Source organism: Aurantibacter sp. UH7 (genome assembly GCF_056839165.1).
The window spans coordinates 2,563,302-2,577,840 of sequence record NZ_CM166388.1 but is presented as its reverse complement, the minus strand read 5'-3'; the positions used below and the strand labels follow the sequence as shown (position 1 = coordinate 2,577,840).

Below are 14,539 nucleotides of genomic sequence, written 5' to 3'. Positions count from 1 at the left end.
ATCAGCGCTGGTTCCCCCGAAGCGTCGGGGCTGTCCCCGCTACTAGCAAAGAGCTTCAGAGAAATCTGGAGCTTTTTTTATTCCCATAACTCAAAACAATATCAGTGCTGGTTCCCCCGAAGCGTCGGGGCTGTCCCCGCTACTAGCAAAGAGCTTCAGAGAAATCTGAAGCTTTTTTTATTCCCATAACTCAAAACAATATCAGCGCTGGTTCCCCCGAAGCGTCGGGGCTGTCCCCGCTACTAGCAAAGAGCTTCAGAGAAATCTGAAGCTTTTTTTATACCCATAACTCAAAACAATATCAGAGCTGGTTCCCCCGAAGCGTCGGGGCTGTCCCCGCTACTAGCAAAGAGCTTCAGAGAAATCTGAAGCTTTTTTTATTCCCATAACTCAAAACAATATCAGCGCTGGTTCCCCCGAAGCGTCGGGGCTGTCCCCGCTACTAGCAAAGAGCTTCAGAGAAATCTGAAGCTTTTTTTATACCCATAACTCAAAACAATATCAGAGCTGGTTCCCCCGAAGTGTCGGGGCTGTCCCCGCTACTACGAGGAGCTTCAGAGAAATCTGGAGCTTTTTTATGCCCATAACTCAAAACAATACCAGCGCTGGTTCCCCCGAAGCGTCGGGGCTGTCCCCACTACTAGCAAAGAGCTTCAGAGAAATCTGAAGCTTTTTTTATGCCCATAACTCAAAACAATATCAGAGCTGGTTCCCCCGAAGCGTCGGGGCTATCCCCGCTACTAGCAAAGAGCTTCAGAGAAATCTGAAGCTTTTTTTATTTCTATACTTTTTTATTTACAAATGCTTTTTAATAAATCCAACACATTATGTATTAGAACTACTCTGTAGTTATAAATGAGTTAGAATTAAATATATGCTCTGGCACATATTTATTTATTATGTATGGCGTAATTTCATCTAAAGTCTTTTTTGTAATCGGATGAAGTCCAGGTGCCGTAAAAAATTCAATTTCCCCTTCCTTCGTTTTATAGTACCAAATTATTGGTCGATTGGTTTCTTCATTAAAAAAGGTTGTAGCCATATTAACTTCTACTTTTTTAAAATTTGCTAATTTAATTGGATCTAAGGGTTCTATCTCTTTATCAAACTTTTTATTGCAATCGACCTTCGCGTAATGTGTTTTATTCCATACCATACAGTCTTCTGTAGCTTGTTTTGACAACTCCCCAGATGTTCGATTTAAAAAATAAAACAAACCAAAAACGCAAAAAGAAACTACACCAACTATGAGCCAAACCCATTTCCCAACAAATAGTCCTTTTTTCGAAACAACACCATCAGCATTTACATATGCAGCATAATTATCATAACCTATATAATTACACAACATATCTACAGTCGTTTGTGTTGGAGAACCAATATTAGGTTTTTCATTTATATATAAATCAAAAGCTCTTTCTACAGTTTTATAACTTAAATCTGAATTATTAGAAACATAAGTTGCCAAAGCATAATTAGCCTGAGAAGTACAATTGCTTTTTGCCTTTTCATATACTTTCCGAACAATTTCTTCAATTCGATTTGATTCCATCCTGTTAAAATACAATTATTAGCTAATACTAAAAGTAACAAAATGATATGGGATTGCCCAGTGTCACTCGTGTCCAATACTTGTCCAAAACAAGTCTTACTCCTGTCTACACCTATTCTAAATAGTACCCTTTTATTTGTCTCAGAAATGATTCATACTGTGCTTTGCTAACATAGTTATCTAGAAAATCATTCTCTATTTAAATCTAACATGCGTCGGCAATTGCCCAATTGAGAAGAAGTGTAAGAACTGGCGCATTTAGATTTTTTCTTCTCAAAAAAGGGAGACGTCTCTTCAATTTTTAAAGCGATGCATTATCGCACAATTCACTGAGTAATAACTCGGACAGCCAAAGGTATGTCCAAAAATTAAAAAAAATGAAGAAAGCAATGATAGCCGTAATGGCAATAGTTTTTAATATGTTCTTATTTTCTTGTACAAACGATTCTACTGCAGACACCGACAATTTATATGATGTTCAAGCAACTGAAGGCGATGATGAAGATGTAAATGACGGCAGAGGTGACGGTGAAGGATAATTTTCCTTAACCAATATTATAGAAAGCCATATCTAACGATATGGCTTTTTTATTTTCTTAAATTTAACGTCAAACTTAATCGATATGAAAAACGCTAGAGGCGTGTTTTTTTTGCTATTACTATTATCTATTGGCTGCAACAGTTTTAAAAAAAGTGAATCATTAAAATTTGAAAAATCTCAAATATTAAAATTACACAACCAGAGTAAAAATGTAAAACTTGAAAAGTCACAAAGACTTATTTTAGCCAACAGTGTATATAACCTTGTTAAAAGAACCCCTGTAGATAGCTTTACACTGGCAACTTTATACAATAAAAGCAATATCCATTATGCCTTAAAACAAATTGACAGCTCTTCTTTTTACGATCAATTATTATTAAAACAATCGAACTTAATACAGAACAAATATTATGCAGGAAAGGCAAGTCAGGCTATAGCTTATTATTTTGATGCTAAAACCCAATACGATAGTGCCTATTTCAATTACAACCAATCGAAAAACTATTTTCAAAGCATTGGTGATAGTAGCCAAGTTGGTCGTCGTTTGCTAAGCATGGGACAGATTCAAAAAAATCAGAACGATTTTTTTGGTAGTAAAGAAACATTAACCGAAGCACTCCAATTTCTTAAGCCTGAAAAGGATATAAATTATATAGCTTCTAGTTATAGCGCGTTAGCATCCAACCATCGCAAACTATTAAATTACGATGAGGCAATTAATTACCACTTAAAAGCTATTAAACTTTCAAAATCATCAAAAAATATTCTTGCCTATAAAAACAATTTGGCGACCACTTATATTGATAATAATGAATATGAGAACGCCATTACCCTTTTAAACACGGTACGCCATGATACTCTATTGAAAAAAAAATCTTCACAATATGCTAGAGTGCTAGACAATTTAGCCTATGCTCAATGGTTATCCAATAACAACCAATCAGAAGACCTATTTATTAAGGCACTTTATATTCGACTACAAAATAAGGATCAAAGAGGACAAATTTCTAGCTATACACATTTGGGTGAATTTTATGCTGAAAAGAACAAAAAAAAGGCATTTGATTATTTCGATTCTGTAATACAATTATCTAAAAGTTTAAAAATTCCGAAAGCAGAAAAAGATGTTCTCGTTCATTTAATGGATTTGGATGACAAGAACACGAATCTAAAAGATCGCTATATATTTTTACAAGACAGTTTGTATGCCGAAGAACTAAAAGTTAAAACGCAATTTGCTAAATACAAATATGACGACAAGCTAAAACAAGAAGCTATTCTGCGTTTAGAGAAAGAAAATGCAGAACAAGCATTGAAAGCTAGCAAAGAACGAAATCAAAAAATTATGTATTTGGGAGGAGCAATTTTTTTGGCCTCCCTCCTAGCCTTTGTATTTTTTATATTTAGCCAGCGTACGAAACAATTAAAACAAAAAAACAAATCGGAAAAGCTAGCTGCTATTTATGAAACTGAAGCAGAACTATCCCGAAGATTACATGATGATCACGGTGGTCGATTAAATCAAACCATGCTATTGGTTGAAAATGATGCTGATAAATCTATAGTCTTAGACAACTTGGAAACATTGTATAAACAAAGTAGAGATTTCTCGAGAGAAATTAATGAAGTAGATACAGGAGCTTATTTTTGGGAGAACCTATTAGCAATGATAAAACTTAGAACACCAACCGATGTAAAACTATTTATAAGTGGTGCTAAAGAAATTAATTGGACTGTAATACCCGCAACAACAAAAACCGCCTTGTTTAAAATAATGCAAGAGTTGATGATTAACTTAAAAAAACACAGTGGTGCGAGTATAGTCGCAATAACATTTGAAAATACCAACGATGTTTTACAAATAAACTATGAAGATGATGGTAACGGTGCTACACAAGAAGAACTTCGACTAAAAAATGGACTGCTGAATACGGAAAAGCGTATTCTAGCCATTGGTGGAAGTATTATTTTTGAATCAGAAAAAGGAAATGGTTTTAAGGCAGCGATACAATTTCCTATTTAATTATACCGTGCTATGTTCAAAAAAGTACTAATTGCAGAAGATTTTCAAGATGCCAATTTAGGTATTATAGACACGCTTAGAGAAAGATTACATATTACCGAAGTTCAAGAAGAACTTTATTGCGACAGGGCTTTGTCTCGTTTAAAAGTAGCCCTTGGGGCTCAAGAACCTTTCGAACTCTTAGTTACCGACTTACATTTTAAAAAAGACCATGTAACGCAGCGTATATCATCAGGTATTGAACTTATAGCAGCTGCTAGGTTACTGCAACCCGGTATAAAAGTGATTGTAAATTCTATGGAAGACAATCCTATTAAAATTAATGCTCTTTTTAAAGACCAAAAGATAGATGGCTATGTTTGCAAGGGTAGACACGGCTTAAACGAACTGGTTTCTGCTACAAAGGAAGTATATCACAATCGAACGTATTATTCGCCGCAAATAAATTTAAATATCGCTGATAACGTTTTTGAACTAGACGATTATGATTTAAAAATATTAAAAGAACTGGCCGCAGGACTCACCAAAAAAGAGGTTTCCGAAAAATTTAAAAAAGAAAATATCTCACCTAGCAGCGAGAGCACCATTGATAAAAGAATTAGCCGACTCTATGACGAATATCGTGCTAAAAACACTACTAACCTTCTCTTTAAATTAGTAAAAGAAGGAAAAATATAACGCGCTAAGCTATAAGCTTTCTTTATTAAAATACAATTTAATATTCCTTACAGATATCTGTAAGGAATTCTTCTTTTATGGGTATAGGTTTGGTGCATCATTAAGTATAAAACAGTATTTAAAATGATAAATAAACAAATCAATTTCAACGTATAACAAATTGTTGGCCATCCTGCTGTGTGGGGTATTCGGGGGAAGTTCTATTTGGCGGGTTTGGCCTTCATTAAGTTTTTACAATTCATTAGATTAACCATTATTTTATAAACATAGGTAGAGGTCGATTTTACAATCGACCTTTTTGTTGCGGTTACTATTTTTAAGAATGCTATGAAGTCTTTTTAAACTTATTTAATTGTAAAACGCATATAAACTGGCAAGTGATCCGATAGATTTCTGGCTTTATCAATATTTTCACAATGCTTAACAAAATCTATAACAGTGCCATCCACTCTATTAATTTCACTATTATAAAAAACGTTATCTATGGCATAATTTAGATATTCATTTTTAGAACATATTTTTTTTAAGGTCGTTTTTTTATTAGAAACCGCGGCATTATAACCCAATCTTTTTAACCCATCAAAAACACTTTCCTTTTCATCTACATTAAAATCGCCTGCCAAAATAATTGGATGCTCGGCTGTACTCGTTTTCAAATACGATGTAATAGCCATTATTTCACTTTCTGGATTCTTATCATGTGGTCTGGAGTGAAAATTTAATATCGAAAATTTCTTGCTATTGCTATAAAAATCGAGATAAAAGGGCTCTCTATCCACCAAAGAATCTAAATCTGAAATTAGTGCACCCCTATTTTTAATCTTTATATTTTTTGTTTTCCAGATAAACGCATAACGCTCCGTCACATATTTGGTACTGTTGGTAGGATTACTAATCACATAATCCCATTTTGCCCCTTTTCTGTTTAATTCATCAGACAATTTAGCAACGGCCTGCGCCCCACCATAACCCGCCACAACTTCTTGCAAGGCGACAATATCAGCATCACGTACTATTTCCGCTATCCGATTCAACTCTTCGCTGTTCTTTGTTTTTCCAAAATCTTGAATATTCCATGAAACTAGACTAATCTGTTCTTGTGCGGTTACCGAAAAATGAAATAGAAATAAAAAAAGGAATGTAATTTTCTTAAACATATAGGCTGACATTATACCTCACGAAAATAAACATTAATCAATTTTCGCATTACGGAATTCCGTAAAACATGCTGCTGAATTTATAGTAGGTTTGAAACACCAAATTCAACCAACTGTTGCGATGAAATACATTTTCAAAAACGATTTCCATAGTTATATAGCCCTTGCCTGTACCATACTTCTACTAATTACTATATTCCCTTTACCTGGAATATTTTACAAGTTTTTAAGAATAGCTATATTTCTTGGTGCAATTATTATTGGTGGTAATGCTTATAAAACACCATTTTATTTACTCTCATTTGCCTTAATCGCCTATTTATTTAATCCGATAATACCTGTGTACCTATTTGAAAAAACCATTTGGATGCCTGTAGATATACTCTGCGCACTACTATTTATTGTTAGCGCTTTTAATATAAAAAACTCAAAAACCTACATCCCATATGCTAAAAATAAAAAAAGCCCAAAAGCATATGGTAGAGATAGAAAATATTAACCCAACAAAAACTACCTATGGAGGAACAAGCTATTACCGAAGAAATAAAAAGTCATTTTCTAAGATTATATCAAATTGCCCTTGCAGATGAAGAATTCAGTCCTTTAGAGATGAAACTTCTCTATCAATTTGCTAACGAACGAAAAATTTCTAACAATCAATTAGACGAAATACTAGTTGCACATTCGGGACCAATTACGATTCCAGAATCTTTAGAAAAAAGAATTGAGTACTTATACGATTTCGCACTAATGATATGGGCAGACGGTATAGTAACAGATGATGAATATAATACCCTTAAAAAGTATTGCCGAAAATTTGACTTTTTAGAGGAGAAAATAATTACGCTAACCGATTATCTAATCAATAGCGCAAAAGAAGGCAAAAGCCGAGAATCTATTCTACAAGAACTTAACTAAAAAATTATGGGACTTTTAAAAAGTATCGCAAAAATAAATCCAATTAAAAAAGTAGAAGAAGAATCACCTATTTTATCCTTTGAAGAACAGCGAAAAAACTTTCACGAAGATGGTTTTTCTTCATCAAAATCTTGTCAAGGACGTTCAGAAAACTTACAAGCTGGACTAGAAGCCATTTATTTTAAGTTCGAAAATAACTGCAAAAAAGAAGAAGTTGAACAACTAAAACTGAAACAACCTTACGTTACAGAATTAAAAGGAAAGAAAACTTTATTACTAACGAAAGATGAAGAACTGCAACGAGAAAAAAACCGTCTTGAGGACCGAGAAACTAAAATTGATAAATTAAAAAATGACATTGTAAGCGTACGTAGAAGTCCACAAGATTACGGCATACCAGTTGACCGAAGATCCACATCTAAATTCTGGATAGGTTCTGTTCTATTATTGTTTTTAACGATATACATTTTTATTTTTTACATCTCAACTTCTTTTTCAGCGTTCTTTAGAACTTTCGACCCATCGACTGAGCTTTTTGGCGGCATGTTTTATCCAAAGGCATTGCAAGAAGCCTATGAAGCCGGAGCATTAGAACTAGGTTTTATTCTCTTTATACCCTTTGTATTCTTTGGACTTGGGTATTTAATTCACATGTTCTCGCATAAAAAAAGTTTTATTAATTATGTAAAAGTGACTTTACTATTTGTAACCACTTTTATTTTTGATGCACTTCTAGCCTATCTAATTGATGAAAAATTATATAATCTAAACAAAACTTTTGAAGACCCTGCTTTTTCTATTTCCGTTGCTATTAACAGCCCAAGTTTTTGGGTTATCATATTTGCAGGTTTTGTTTCCTATATCATATGGGGTCTCGTTTTCGACTTTGTAATGAAGGAACATGCAGATAGAGATAAAATCGAAAATTATATTATTTCTTTAGAGGGTGAAATTAAAATTTTAAGACAAACTATCAACAAACAAAATGATACCATACAAGCTTTAGAGAAATTGATTGACGATCATAAAGTGCGTTGTACAGAATTAGAAGATATTATTGATGGTTTTATTCTACCTATTAGAAATTATAAAGCACTTTCATCTGAATACCTACAAGGGTGGCAAGAGTGTATCTCCTCACAAATTGCATTGGGTCACGACGAAACCAAAGAATATTTAAATGAATGCAGAAAAGTTTATGAGGACCACATTACTAAGTTAGACTTAGACTCAGATGATTATCAGAACAAAGTGTACACTAAAACATTATAAAAATGAAAAAACTATTTCAAATATTAATGATAATCGCCCTTACTATCAGTCTAAATTTCTGCAAATCCGAGAAGTCAGATGCAGCAATTGAAAAGGCAGTAGCAAAAGAATTAAAGAAGCAAACTAAAGTTGATTGTCCAAAATATATTTTTGAGAACAAAGCGAACAATTTAAACATTAGTATTTTTTTAGACCTATCTGATCGCATAACCCAACCTAAAACAATTCAAAAAGATCTAGACTACCTAAAAAGTGTTTCCACCTCCTTTTTAAAACATGTAAAAACAAAAAAATTAATATTACTACAAGATAAAATTCAGCTTTATTTTAATCCAGAACCCACAAATGACACTATTAATTCTGTAGCTGAGAAACTGCATATAGAGTTTACTAAAGATAGTCCAAAAGCTAAAATAGAGGCTACAGAACAACTATACACTACTCAACCTAGTGTACTTTATGATTTGGCACAAGCAGACTCCAAAAACCCTAAGGATTATCCTGGCTCAGATATCTGGCGATTTTTTAAAGACAATGTAAAAGACTACACTATTAGCGATTGTCATAGAAACATTTTGGTAATCTTAACCGACGGGTATATGTATCATGAAAATAGTCAGATGAATGAAGATAATCTAAGCTCCTATCTAACCCCAAAATCTTTGGGTAGACTCCCTTTATCAAATTCTAATTGGGAAACTATCATAAGCGAAAAAGGATATGGCTTTATTAAGGCAAATGATGGATTAGACGATTTAGAAGTTTTGGTAATTGGTGTAGAAAGCTTAAACCCTAAAAATCCGTATGCTATTGATATAATGAGAGCCTACTGGACCAATTGGTTCAACGAAATGGGTATACAAAAATTTAAAATTCAAAATGCAGATTTGGCTTCGAGTGTTGAAAAGGTCATAGAAGACTTCATTAATCAAAACTAAAAATACAAACTTTTGAAAAATCTTATTAGTGTATTATTTATTTTATTCATTAACTATAGTTCCGCTCAACACTGTTCAAACGATAACCCAATATATTACACCAATAGCGCTACAAAAGTTTATCAAGAAATGAGCTCTGATTCAGCTATTAAGTTTATAATTCCGAACGGGAAATCGGTGAGTGTTGAAAGTTCCTTTTTTGGAAGTACTGGTTTTTGGCGTATCTGTTGGAATGGTAAAAGTGGATTTGCTCTAAAAAAACAATTATCATTCAACAAAACCGCTGAACAATCTAATTCTATTGCAATTGACAAAAGTAATCCAGCTTCAACACAAGAGGTAAAATTCAATCCTTTTTTAGGGCAAACTTCTACAGCCATAAATTTTCGCACTGGTCCATCTTCTTCATTTACTAAAATATCAACTTTAGCAGCTGGTAGTACTTTGTATGTATATTCCCATGAGACGGTTAGTGGATACTATAAAGTCATTGATATAATGACGAATGATATCGGTTGGGTTTATTCAAAATATGTAGAATACATTCAAGACATTGAAATTGATGAATCGGGGGTGTTTCAAAATACTGGTTATTCTTCAAATTATAATTCTGAAGTTACTGTTGAAAATAAATCAAATTACACCCTTAAATTAATAATCGACACCGAAACCTTCGCATTAAAGCCCAATTCCACCAAACAACTAGACATTAAACCAGGCAAAAAACATTATATAGCATCTGCCCCTGGTGTTATACCTGCGTCTGGCTACCAATCTTTTGAATCAAACAATGGCTACCAATGGTCATTTTGGGTGTCCACAACAAGAAATTAGTAAAGGAATAAAACTTGCTAAATATGTTACTGTAAAGCCTAATTATTAAAAATACATTTTAGCCAAAAATCAGGTTTTAAACCTCTAATGGAATAGGTATATTTACCCTTATTCAAAATATAAATAATGGCAATAAAAAAATCAGAACTCTACTCATCCCTTTGGGAAAGCTGTGATAAACTTAGAGGCGCTGGCGGGATGGATGCCTCACAATATAAAGATTACGTACTTACGATGCTTTTTGTAAAGTATGTGAGTGATAAATATACAGGCGATGCAATGAGCCTTATTGAGGTGCCTAAAGGTGCTTCTTTTGAAGACATGGTGGCGCTTAAAGGACAGCCCGACATAGGCGACCGTATCAATAAAGAAATACTACGACCGCTATTTGCCTCAAACGGACTAGAAGGCTCGCTAGAAATTGTAGATTTTAATGATGATGAAAAACTAGGTAGCGGTAAAGAGAAAGTAGAATTGCTTTCTAAGCTTATTGCCATTTTTGAAAACCCTGCGCTTAACTTTAAAAACAACCGTGCCGAAGATGATGATGTACTAGGTGATGCCTACGAGTTTTTAATGCGTCACTTTGCCACCGAATCTGGTAAAAGTAAAGGGCAGTTTTACACGCCCGCCGAAGTATCTAGAATCTTATCTAAAGTAATAGATGTACATAAAGCAGATAAGCCATCTTATAGCGCTTATGACCCAACCTGTGGTTCTGGTTCGCTATTGTTAAAAGTAGCTGGTGAAGCACCTAACGGATTAACGCTGTATGGTCAGGAAAAAGATGTAGCGACCAAGGGACTCGCTATTATGAATATGTGGCTGCACGGCTACCCAGAGGCTTCTATTGCCGGCAAAAACACCATTGCATCACCACAGTTTAAAGATGAAAACGGACAGTTAAAACGTTTTGACTTTGTAGTGGCAAACCCACCGTTTTCTATTAAAAACTGGGACAGTGGTATTGTACCGCTAGATGATGTGTATAACCGTTTTAGAGGCTACGGTGTGCCGCCAGATAAAAATGGCGATTATGCCTTTTTATTACACATTATCGCCTCGCTTAAAAGTACTGGTAAAGGCGCTATTATTTTACCGCACGGTGTCCTCTTTAGAGGTAATGCAGAGGCTGCCATTAGACAAAACATCATAGAACGCAGGTTGATTAAAGGGGTGATAGGCTTGCCAGCCAACTTGTTTTACGGTACCGGTATCCCTGCTTGTATTATTGTGATAGATAAAGAAGATACAGACACCCGCGAGGGCATCTTTATGATGGATGCCAGCAAAGGCTTTATAAAAGATGGAAACAAAAACCGACTGCGTGAGCAAGACATTCACCAGATTGTAGATGTGTTTAACACACAGACTAAGGTGGAGAAGTACGCACGCTTTGTCTCTTTTGACGAGATAGAAAATAACGAGTACAACCTGAACATACCGCGCTATATAGATACCCAAGAGGCAGAAGATATACAAGACCTCAATGCACACCTTAACGGTGGTATTCCAGATGTTGATATAGATGGCTTGCAACGCTTTTGGGAAGTATATCCTACACTCAAATCTCATTTGTTTTCTCGCTTTCGCGAAAGCTACTCACAATTAAACGTAGCTGCCAGTGATATAAAAGGTGCCATTTATGAGCACCCAGAATTTACGGCATATAGTGATGAGTTGGCATTGGTTTTTGAGCGTTGGAAAAACAAAATCTATGACGACCTACAAGGCATTAATGAACACACGGCACCTAAAAAACTAGAAAAACACATCTCTGAAGCGCTCCTACACGAGTACAACGGTAAACCACTGGTAAACTCGTATGCGATGTACCAGCATTTTATGGATTACTGGAATGATATGATGAAGGATGATGTGTACCTACTTGCCGAAGATGGCTGGGTAGCAAAAACCAAACGTGTACTAGAAAAAAACAGCAAAGGCAAAGAGGTAGATAAAGGCTGGACCTGTGACCTCATCCCTAAGCAATTGGTGATAGATAATTATCTAGCCACAGAGCAACAAGCCTTAAACGACTTGGTAAGTACCCTAGAAACCAAGCAAGCAGAAATTACAAGCTATAACGAAGAGCACGCTGGCGAAGAAGGACCACTAGCCGATGCTACTAATGATAAAGGAACCATTACCAAAACCACACTCATTAAGTATTTAAAAAGCATAAAAGGAGATACTAGCGAAAAAGAAGCCTATGATTTGGGTAACAAATTGTTGACCGCTTTCGCGAAAGAAGCCACCCTAAAAAAGCAAATTAAAACAGCCGAAAAGGAACTAGACGAGCTCACCTTAAAGAAATTTGGTGCCCTTACCGAAGCCGAAGTACGCACCTTAGTAGTAGATAAAAAATGGTTACAGACGATAAGTGACTTGTTACAGGCAGAGATAGACAGCATCTCACAACGCCTTACTGGGCGCATCAAAGAACTGGCAGAACGCTATGAAAACGCCTTACCACAACTTGCCGAGCAAGCCACTACTGCTGAAGAAAAAGTAGCCAGCCATCTTGCAAAAATGGGATTGGTATGGAGTTAGAAACAAAACAAGGCTTTAAACAGACTGAAATTGGTTTGATTCCAGAGGATTGGGATGTTGCAACTATGAGGTCCTTAACAACCTTAATGACCAATGGTTTTGTTGGTACAGCTAAATCACAATATACTGAAGCAAGAGATGGCGTTCTTTATATTCAAGGATTTAATGTAAAAGAAAATTCATTCAACTTTAAAGGAATTAAGAAAGTTAACCCTGAATTTCATAAGAGAAATAAAAAATCTGATTTAAAAGAAGGAGATTTATTGACAGTTCAGACAGGTGATGTAGGATTAACTACGATTGTCCCGAAAGAATTAGAAGGAAGTAATTGCCACGCATTAATTATTTCTAGATTTAAAAGTAATAAAGCATATCCTTGGTACTATACTCAATATTTTAATTCTAAAGAAGGTAGAGCTAGATTAGTAGAACTAGAAACCGGTACCACAATGAAACACATCAATGTTGGAGAACTTCAACATTGGTTAGTCCCGTTACCACCAACCCTAGCCGAACAAAAAGCCATCGCCACCGCATTAAGCGATGTAGATGATTTAATAAGCAGTCTAGACGCACTCATCGCCAAAAAGAAAGCCATAAAACAAGGCGCAATGCAACAGTTGTTAACGCCACCTAGTAAGGGTGGAAAACGCTTAGATGGTTTTGATGGGGAATGGGTGGAGAAGAAAATAGGGGGAATAGGAAAGACCTACGGAGGCTTAACGGGTAAAACCAAGGTAGATTTTCAAAATGGCTACTTTCCATATATAACTTTTCTGAATGTGATGAACAATACAGTTATTGACTCTTCGATTTTTGATTATGTTAATATTAAATCTGGAGAACAACAGAATAAAGCAAGAAAAGGAGATTTGTTTTTCAATACCTCTTCAGAAACACCAGAAGAAGTTGGAATGTGTGCATTTCTAAATGAAGAAATCAACAACTTGTATTTAAATAGCTTTTGCTTTGGTTTTCGTTTAAAAGAAGATTGTAATATGGATGGTCTATTCTTTTCCTATTTGATGAACTCAGATATTGGAAGAAATTTATTTCTATCCTTGGCTCAAGGAGCTACAAGATATAATTTATCGAAGAATAATTTTAATAAGCTAATTATTACTGTTCCAATTATAGAAGAACAACAAACCATCGCTCAAATTCTTTCAGATATCGATGAAGAATTGGAGGAGCTTGCCACCAAAAAAGAGAAATACGAGCATATAAAACAAGGGATGATGCAGGAGCTACTTACTGGTAAAACTAGGTTGGTGTAATGGAAAAAACAGCCCAAATTAACAAGGTAGTCCAGTCTTATTTTGAAAAAAATAAAGATCTGGATATCGTACCCGCAAAAGAACTAATGCCGGAGTTTATAAAAGCTGGCATATTTACAAAAGATAATAAAAATGGTAAACCTATTAGACAGGTGCTACGTGATTTAAAAGAAACAAACCAATTGCACCTTATACCATTTGCTCACGGCATACAGAAGCCTAAGAATACGAGTTGGTTTTTTATACCCTCAAATAAATCTACACCCAAAATTAAGAGTGTAACTCCAAAATTTAAACGGGTTACAACACCTGATAAATTAACAGCCAAAAGGAAGCATAAAGATGAAGACTATATCATTGATTTATGCGATGAGATTTTAGGTGTAAAAGCATCTAGGCAACACCGTTTCGATTTCTTGCTAGGAGACCTACACACTAATGGAGTTTCAAGAACCAAACTACCAGTTGATGCGTACTATGCGCCTAAAAACCTAGTAATTGAGTTTCACGAAAGACAGCACACCGAGTATGTAAGCCATTTTGACAAACCCAACAAAATGACCGTAAGCGGAGTGCACAGAGGTAAACAACGCGCAAAATACGAACAACTTAGAAGAGACTTATTACCAGAAAACGGAATACAATTAGTAGAGCTAGACTATTCTTTGTTTGAGGTTACCAGTCAAAAGAAGTTGGTGAGAAATAAGAAGAACGATTTAGAAGTGCTTAAAGCAATTTTAAATAAAATATGATGGAAGAGTTATTGAATGCTAAAATGAGCATGGTATAATGATTA

13 protein-coding genes are annotated in these 14,539 nt (G+C 35.0%); 11 read left to right on the top strand and 2 right to left on the bottom strand.

The annotated features are described in order from the left end of the window. Nucleotides 1-838: 838 nt before the first annotated feature. On the bottom strand, nucleotides 839-1,552 hold the full coding sequence (locus UH7x_RS10810) for a hypothetical protein (protein WP_482359949.1): 714 nt from the start codon (nucleotides 1,550-1,552) through the stop codon (nucleotides 839-841). Between the two features lie 377 nt (nucleotides 1,553-1,929). Here UH7x_RS10810 and UH7x_RS10805 point away from each other — a divergent pair, with 377 nt between their 5' ends. From UH7x_RS10805 to UH7x_RS10795, 3 genes are all read left to right on the top strand, one after another. Beyond that, nucleotides 1,930-2,091: a hypothetical protein gene (locus UH7x_RS10805; protein ID WP_482359948.1), complete on the top strand. Its 162-nt coding sequence runs from the start codon at nucleotides 1,930-1,932 to the stop codon at nucleotides 2,089-2,091. Nucleotides 2,092-2,175: 84 nt separating this feature from the next. Beyond that, the gene (locus UH7x_RS10800) at nucleotides 2,176-4,116 is read left to right on the top strand and encodes a tetratricopeptide repeat-containing sensor histidine kinase (RefSeq protein ID WP_482359947.1); all 1,941 of its coding nucleotides are present in this window, start codon (nucleotides 2,176-2,178) and stop codon (nucleotides 4,114-4,116) included. A gap of 12 nt (nucleotides 4,117-4,128) precedes the next feature. Then, the gene (locus tag UH7x_RS10795; protein ID WP_482359946.1) at nucleotides 4,129-4,794 is read left to right on the top strand and encodes a response regulator; all 666 of its coding nucleotides are present in this window, start codon (nucleotides 4,129-4,131) and stop codon (nucleotides 4,792-4,794) included. 344 nt (nucleotides 4,795-5,138) lie between these two features. On the opposite strand, the gene UH7x_RS10790 is transcribed toward UH7x_RS10795, so the two are convergent. Further along, the gene (locus UH7x_RS10790) at nucleotides 5,139-5,951 is read right to left on the bottom strand and encodes an endonuclease/exonuclease/phosphatase family protein (RefSeq protein WP_482359945.1); all 813 of its coding nucleotides are present in this window, start codon (nucleotides 5,949-5,951) and stop codon (nucleotides 5,139-5,141) included. Between the two features lie 121 nt (nucleotides 5,952-6,072). Here UH7x_RS10790 and UH7x_RS10785 point away from each other — a divergent pair, with 121 nt between their 5' ends. From UH7x_RS10785 to UH7x_RS10750, 8 genes are all read left to right on the top strand, one after another. After that, nucleotides 6,073-6,450: a DUF6804 family protein gene (locus UH7x_RS10785; RefSeq protein ID WP_482359944.1), complete on the top strand. Its 378-nt coding sequence runs from the start codon at nucleotides 6,073-6,075 to the stop codon at nucleotides 6,448-6,450. A gap of 17 nt (nucleotides 6,451-6,467) precedes the next feature. Further along, on the top strand, nucleotides 6,468-6,869 hold the full coding sequence (locus tag UH7x_RS10780) for a hypothetical protein (protein ID WP_482359943.1): 402 nt from the start codon (nucleotides 6,468-6,470) through the stop codon (nucleotides 6,867-6,869). A 6-nt stretch (nucleotides 6,870-6,875) separates the two neighbouring features. Beyond that, nucleotides 6,876-8,141: a beta-carotene 15,15'-monooxygenase gene (locus UH7x_RS10775; RefSeq protein ID WP_482359942.1), complete on the top strand. Its 1,266-nt coding sequence runs from the start codon at nucleotides 6,876-6,878 to the stop codon at nucleotides 8,139-8,141. A gap of 2 nt (nucleotides 8,142-8,143) precedes the next feature. After that, nucleotides 8,144-9,079 (top strand): hypothetical protein, encoded by a 936-nt coding sequence (locus UH7x_RS10770; protein WP_482359941.1) that lies wholly within the window; start codon nucleotides 8,144-8,146, stop codon nucleotides 9,077-9,079. 129 nt (nucleotides 9,080-9,208) lie between these two features. Beyond that, nucleotides 9,209-9,913 carry an SH3 domain-containing protein gene (locus tag UH7x_RS10765; protein ID WP_482359940.1) on the top strand — a complete coding sequence of 235 codons (705 nt, stop codon included), beginning with the start codon at nucleotides 9,209-9,211 and terminating at the stop codon, nucleotides 9,911-9,913. Between the two features lie 126 nt (nucleotides 9,914-10,039). Further along, nucleotides 10,040-12,466: a type I restriction-modification system subunit M gene (locus UH7x_RS10760; RefSeq protein WP_482359939.1), complete on the top strand. Its 2,427-nt coding sequence runs from the start codon at nucleotides 10,040-10,042 to the stop codon at nucleotides 12,464-12,466. Further along, nucleotides 12,457-13,743, top strand: coding sequence for a restriction endonuclease subunit S (locus tag UH7x_RS10755; protein ID WP_482359938.1), 1,287 nt, complete (start codon nucleotides 12,457-12,459; stop codon nucleotides 13,741-13,743). Before UH7x_RS10760 ends, UH7x_RS10755 begins: the two co-directional genes overlap by 10 nt. Continuing rightward, nucleotides 13,743-14,495 (top strand): hypothetical protein, encoded by a 753-nt coding sequence (locus UH7x_RS10750; RefSeq protein ID WP_482359937.1) that lies wholly within the window; start codon nucleotides 13,743-13,745, stop codon nucleotides 14,493-14,495. The genes UH7x_RS10755 and UH7x_RS10750 overlap by 1 nt, the downstream gene beginning before the upstream one ends. Nucleotides 14,496-14,539: the final 44 nt, after the last annotated feature.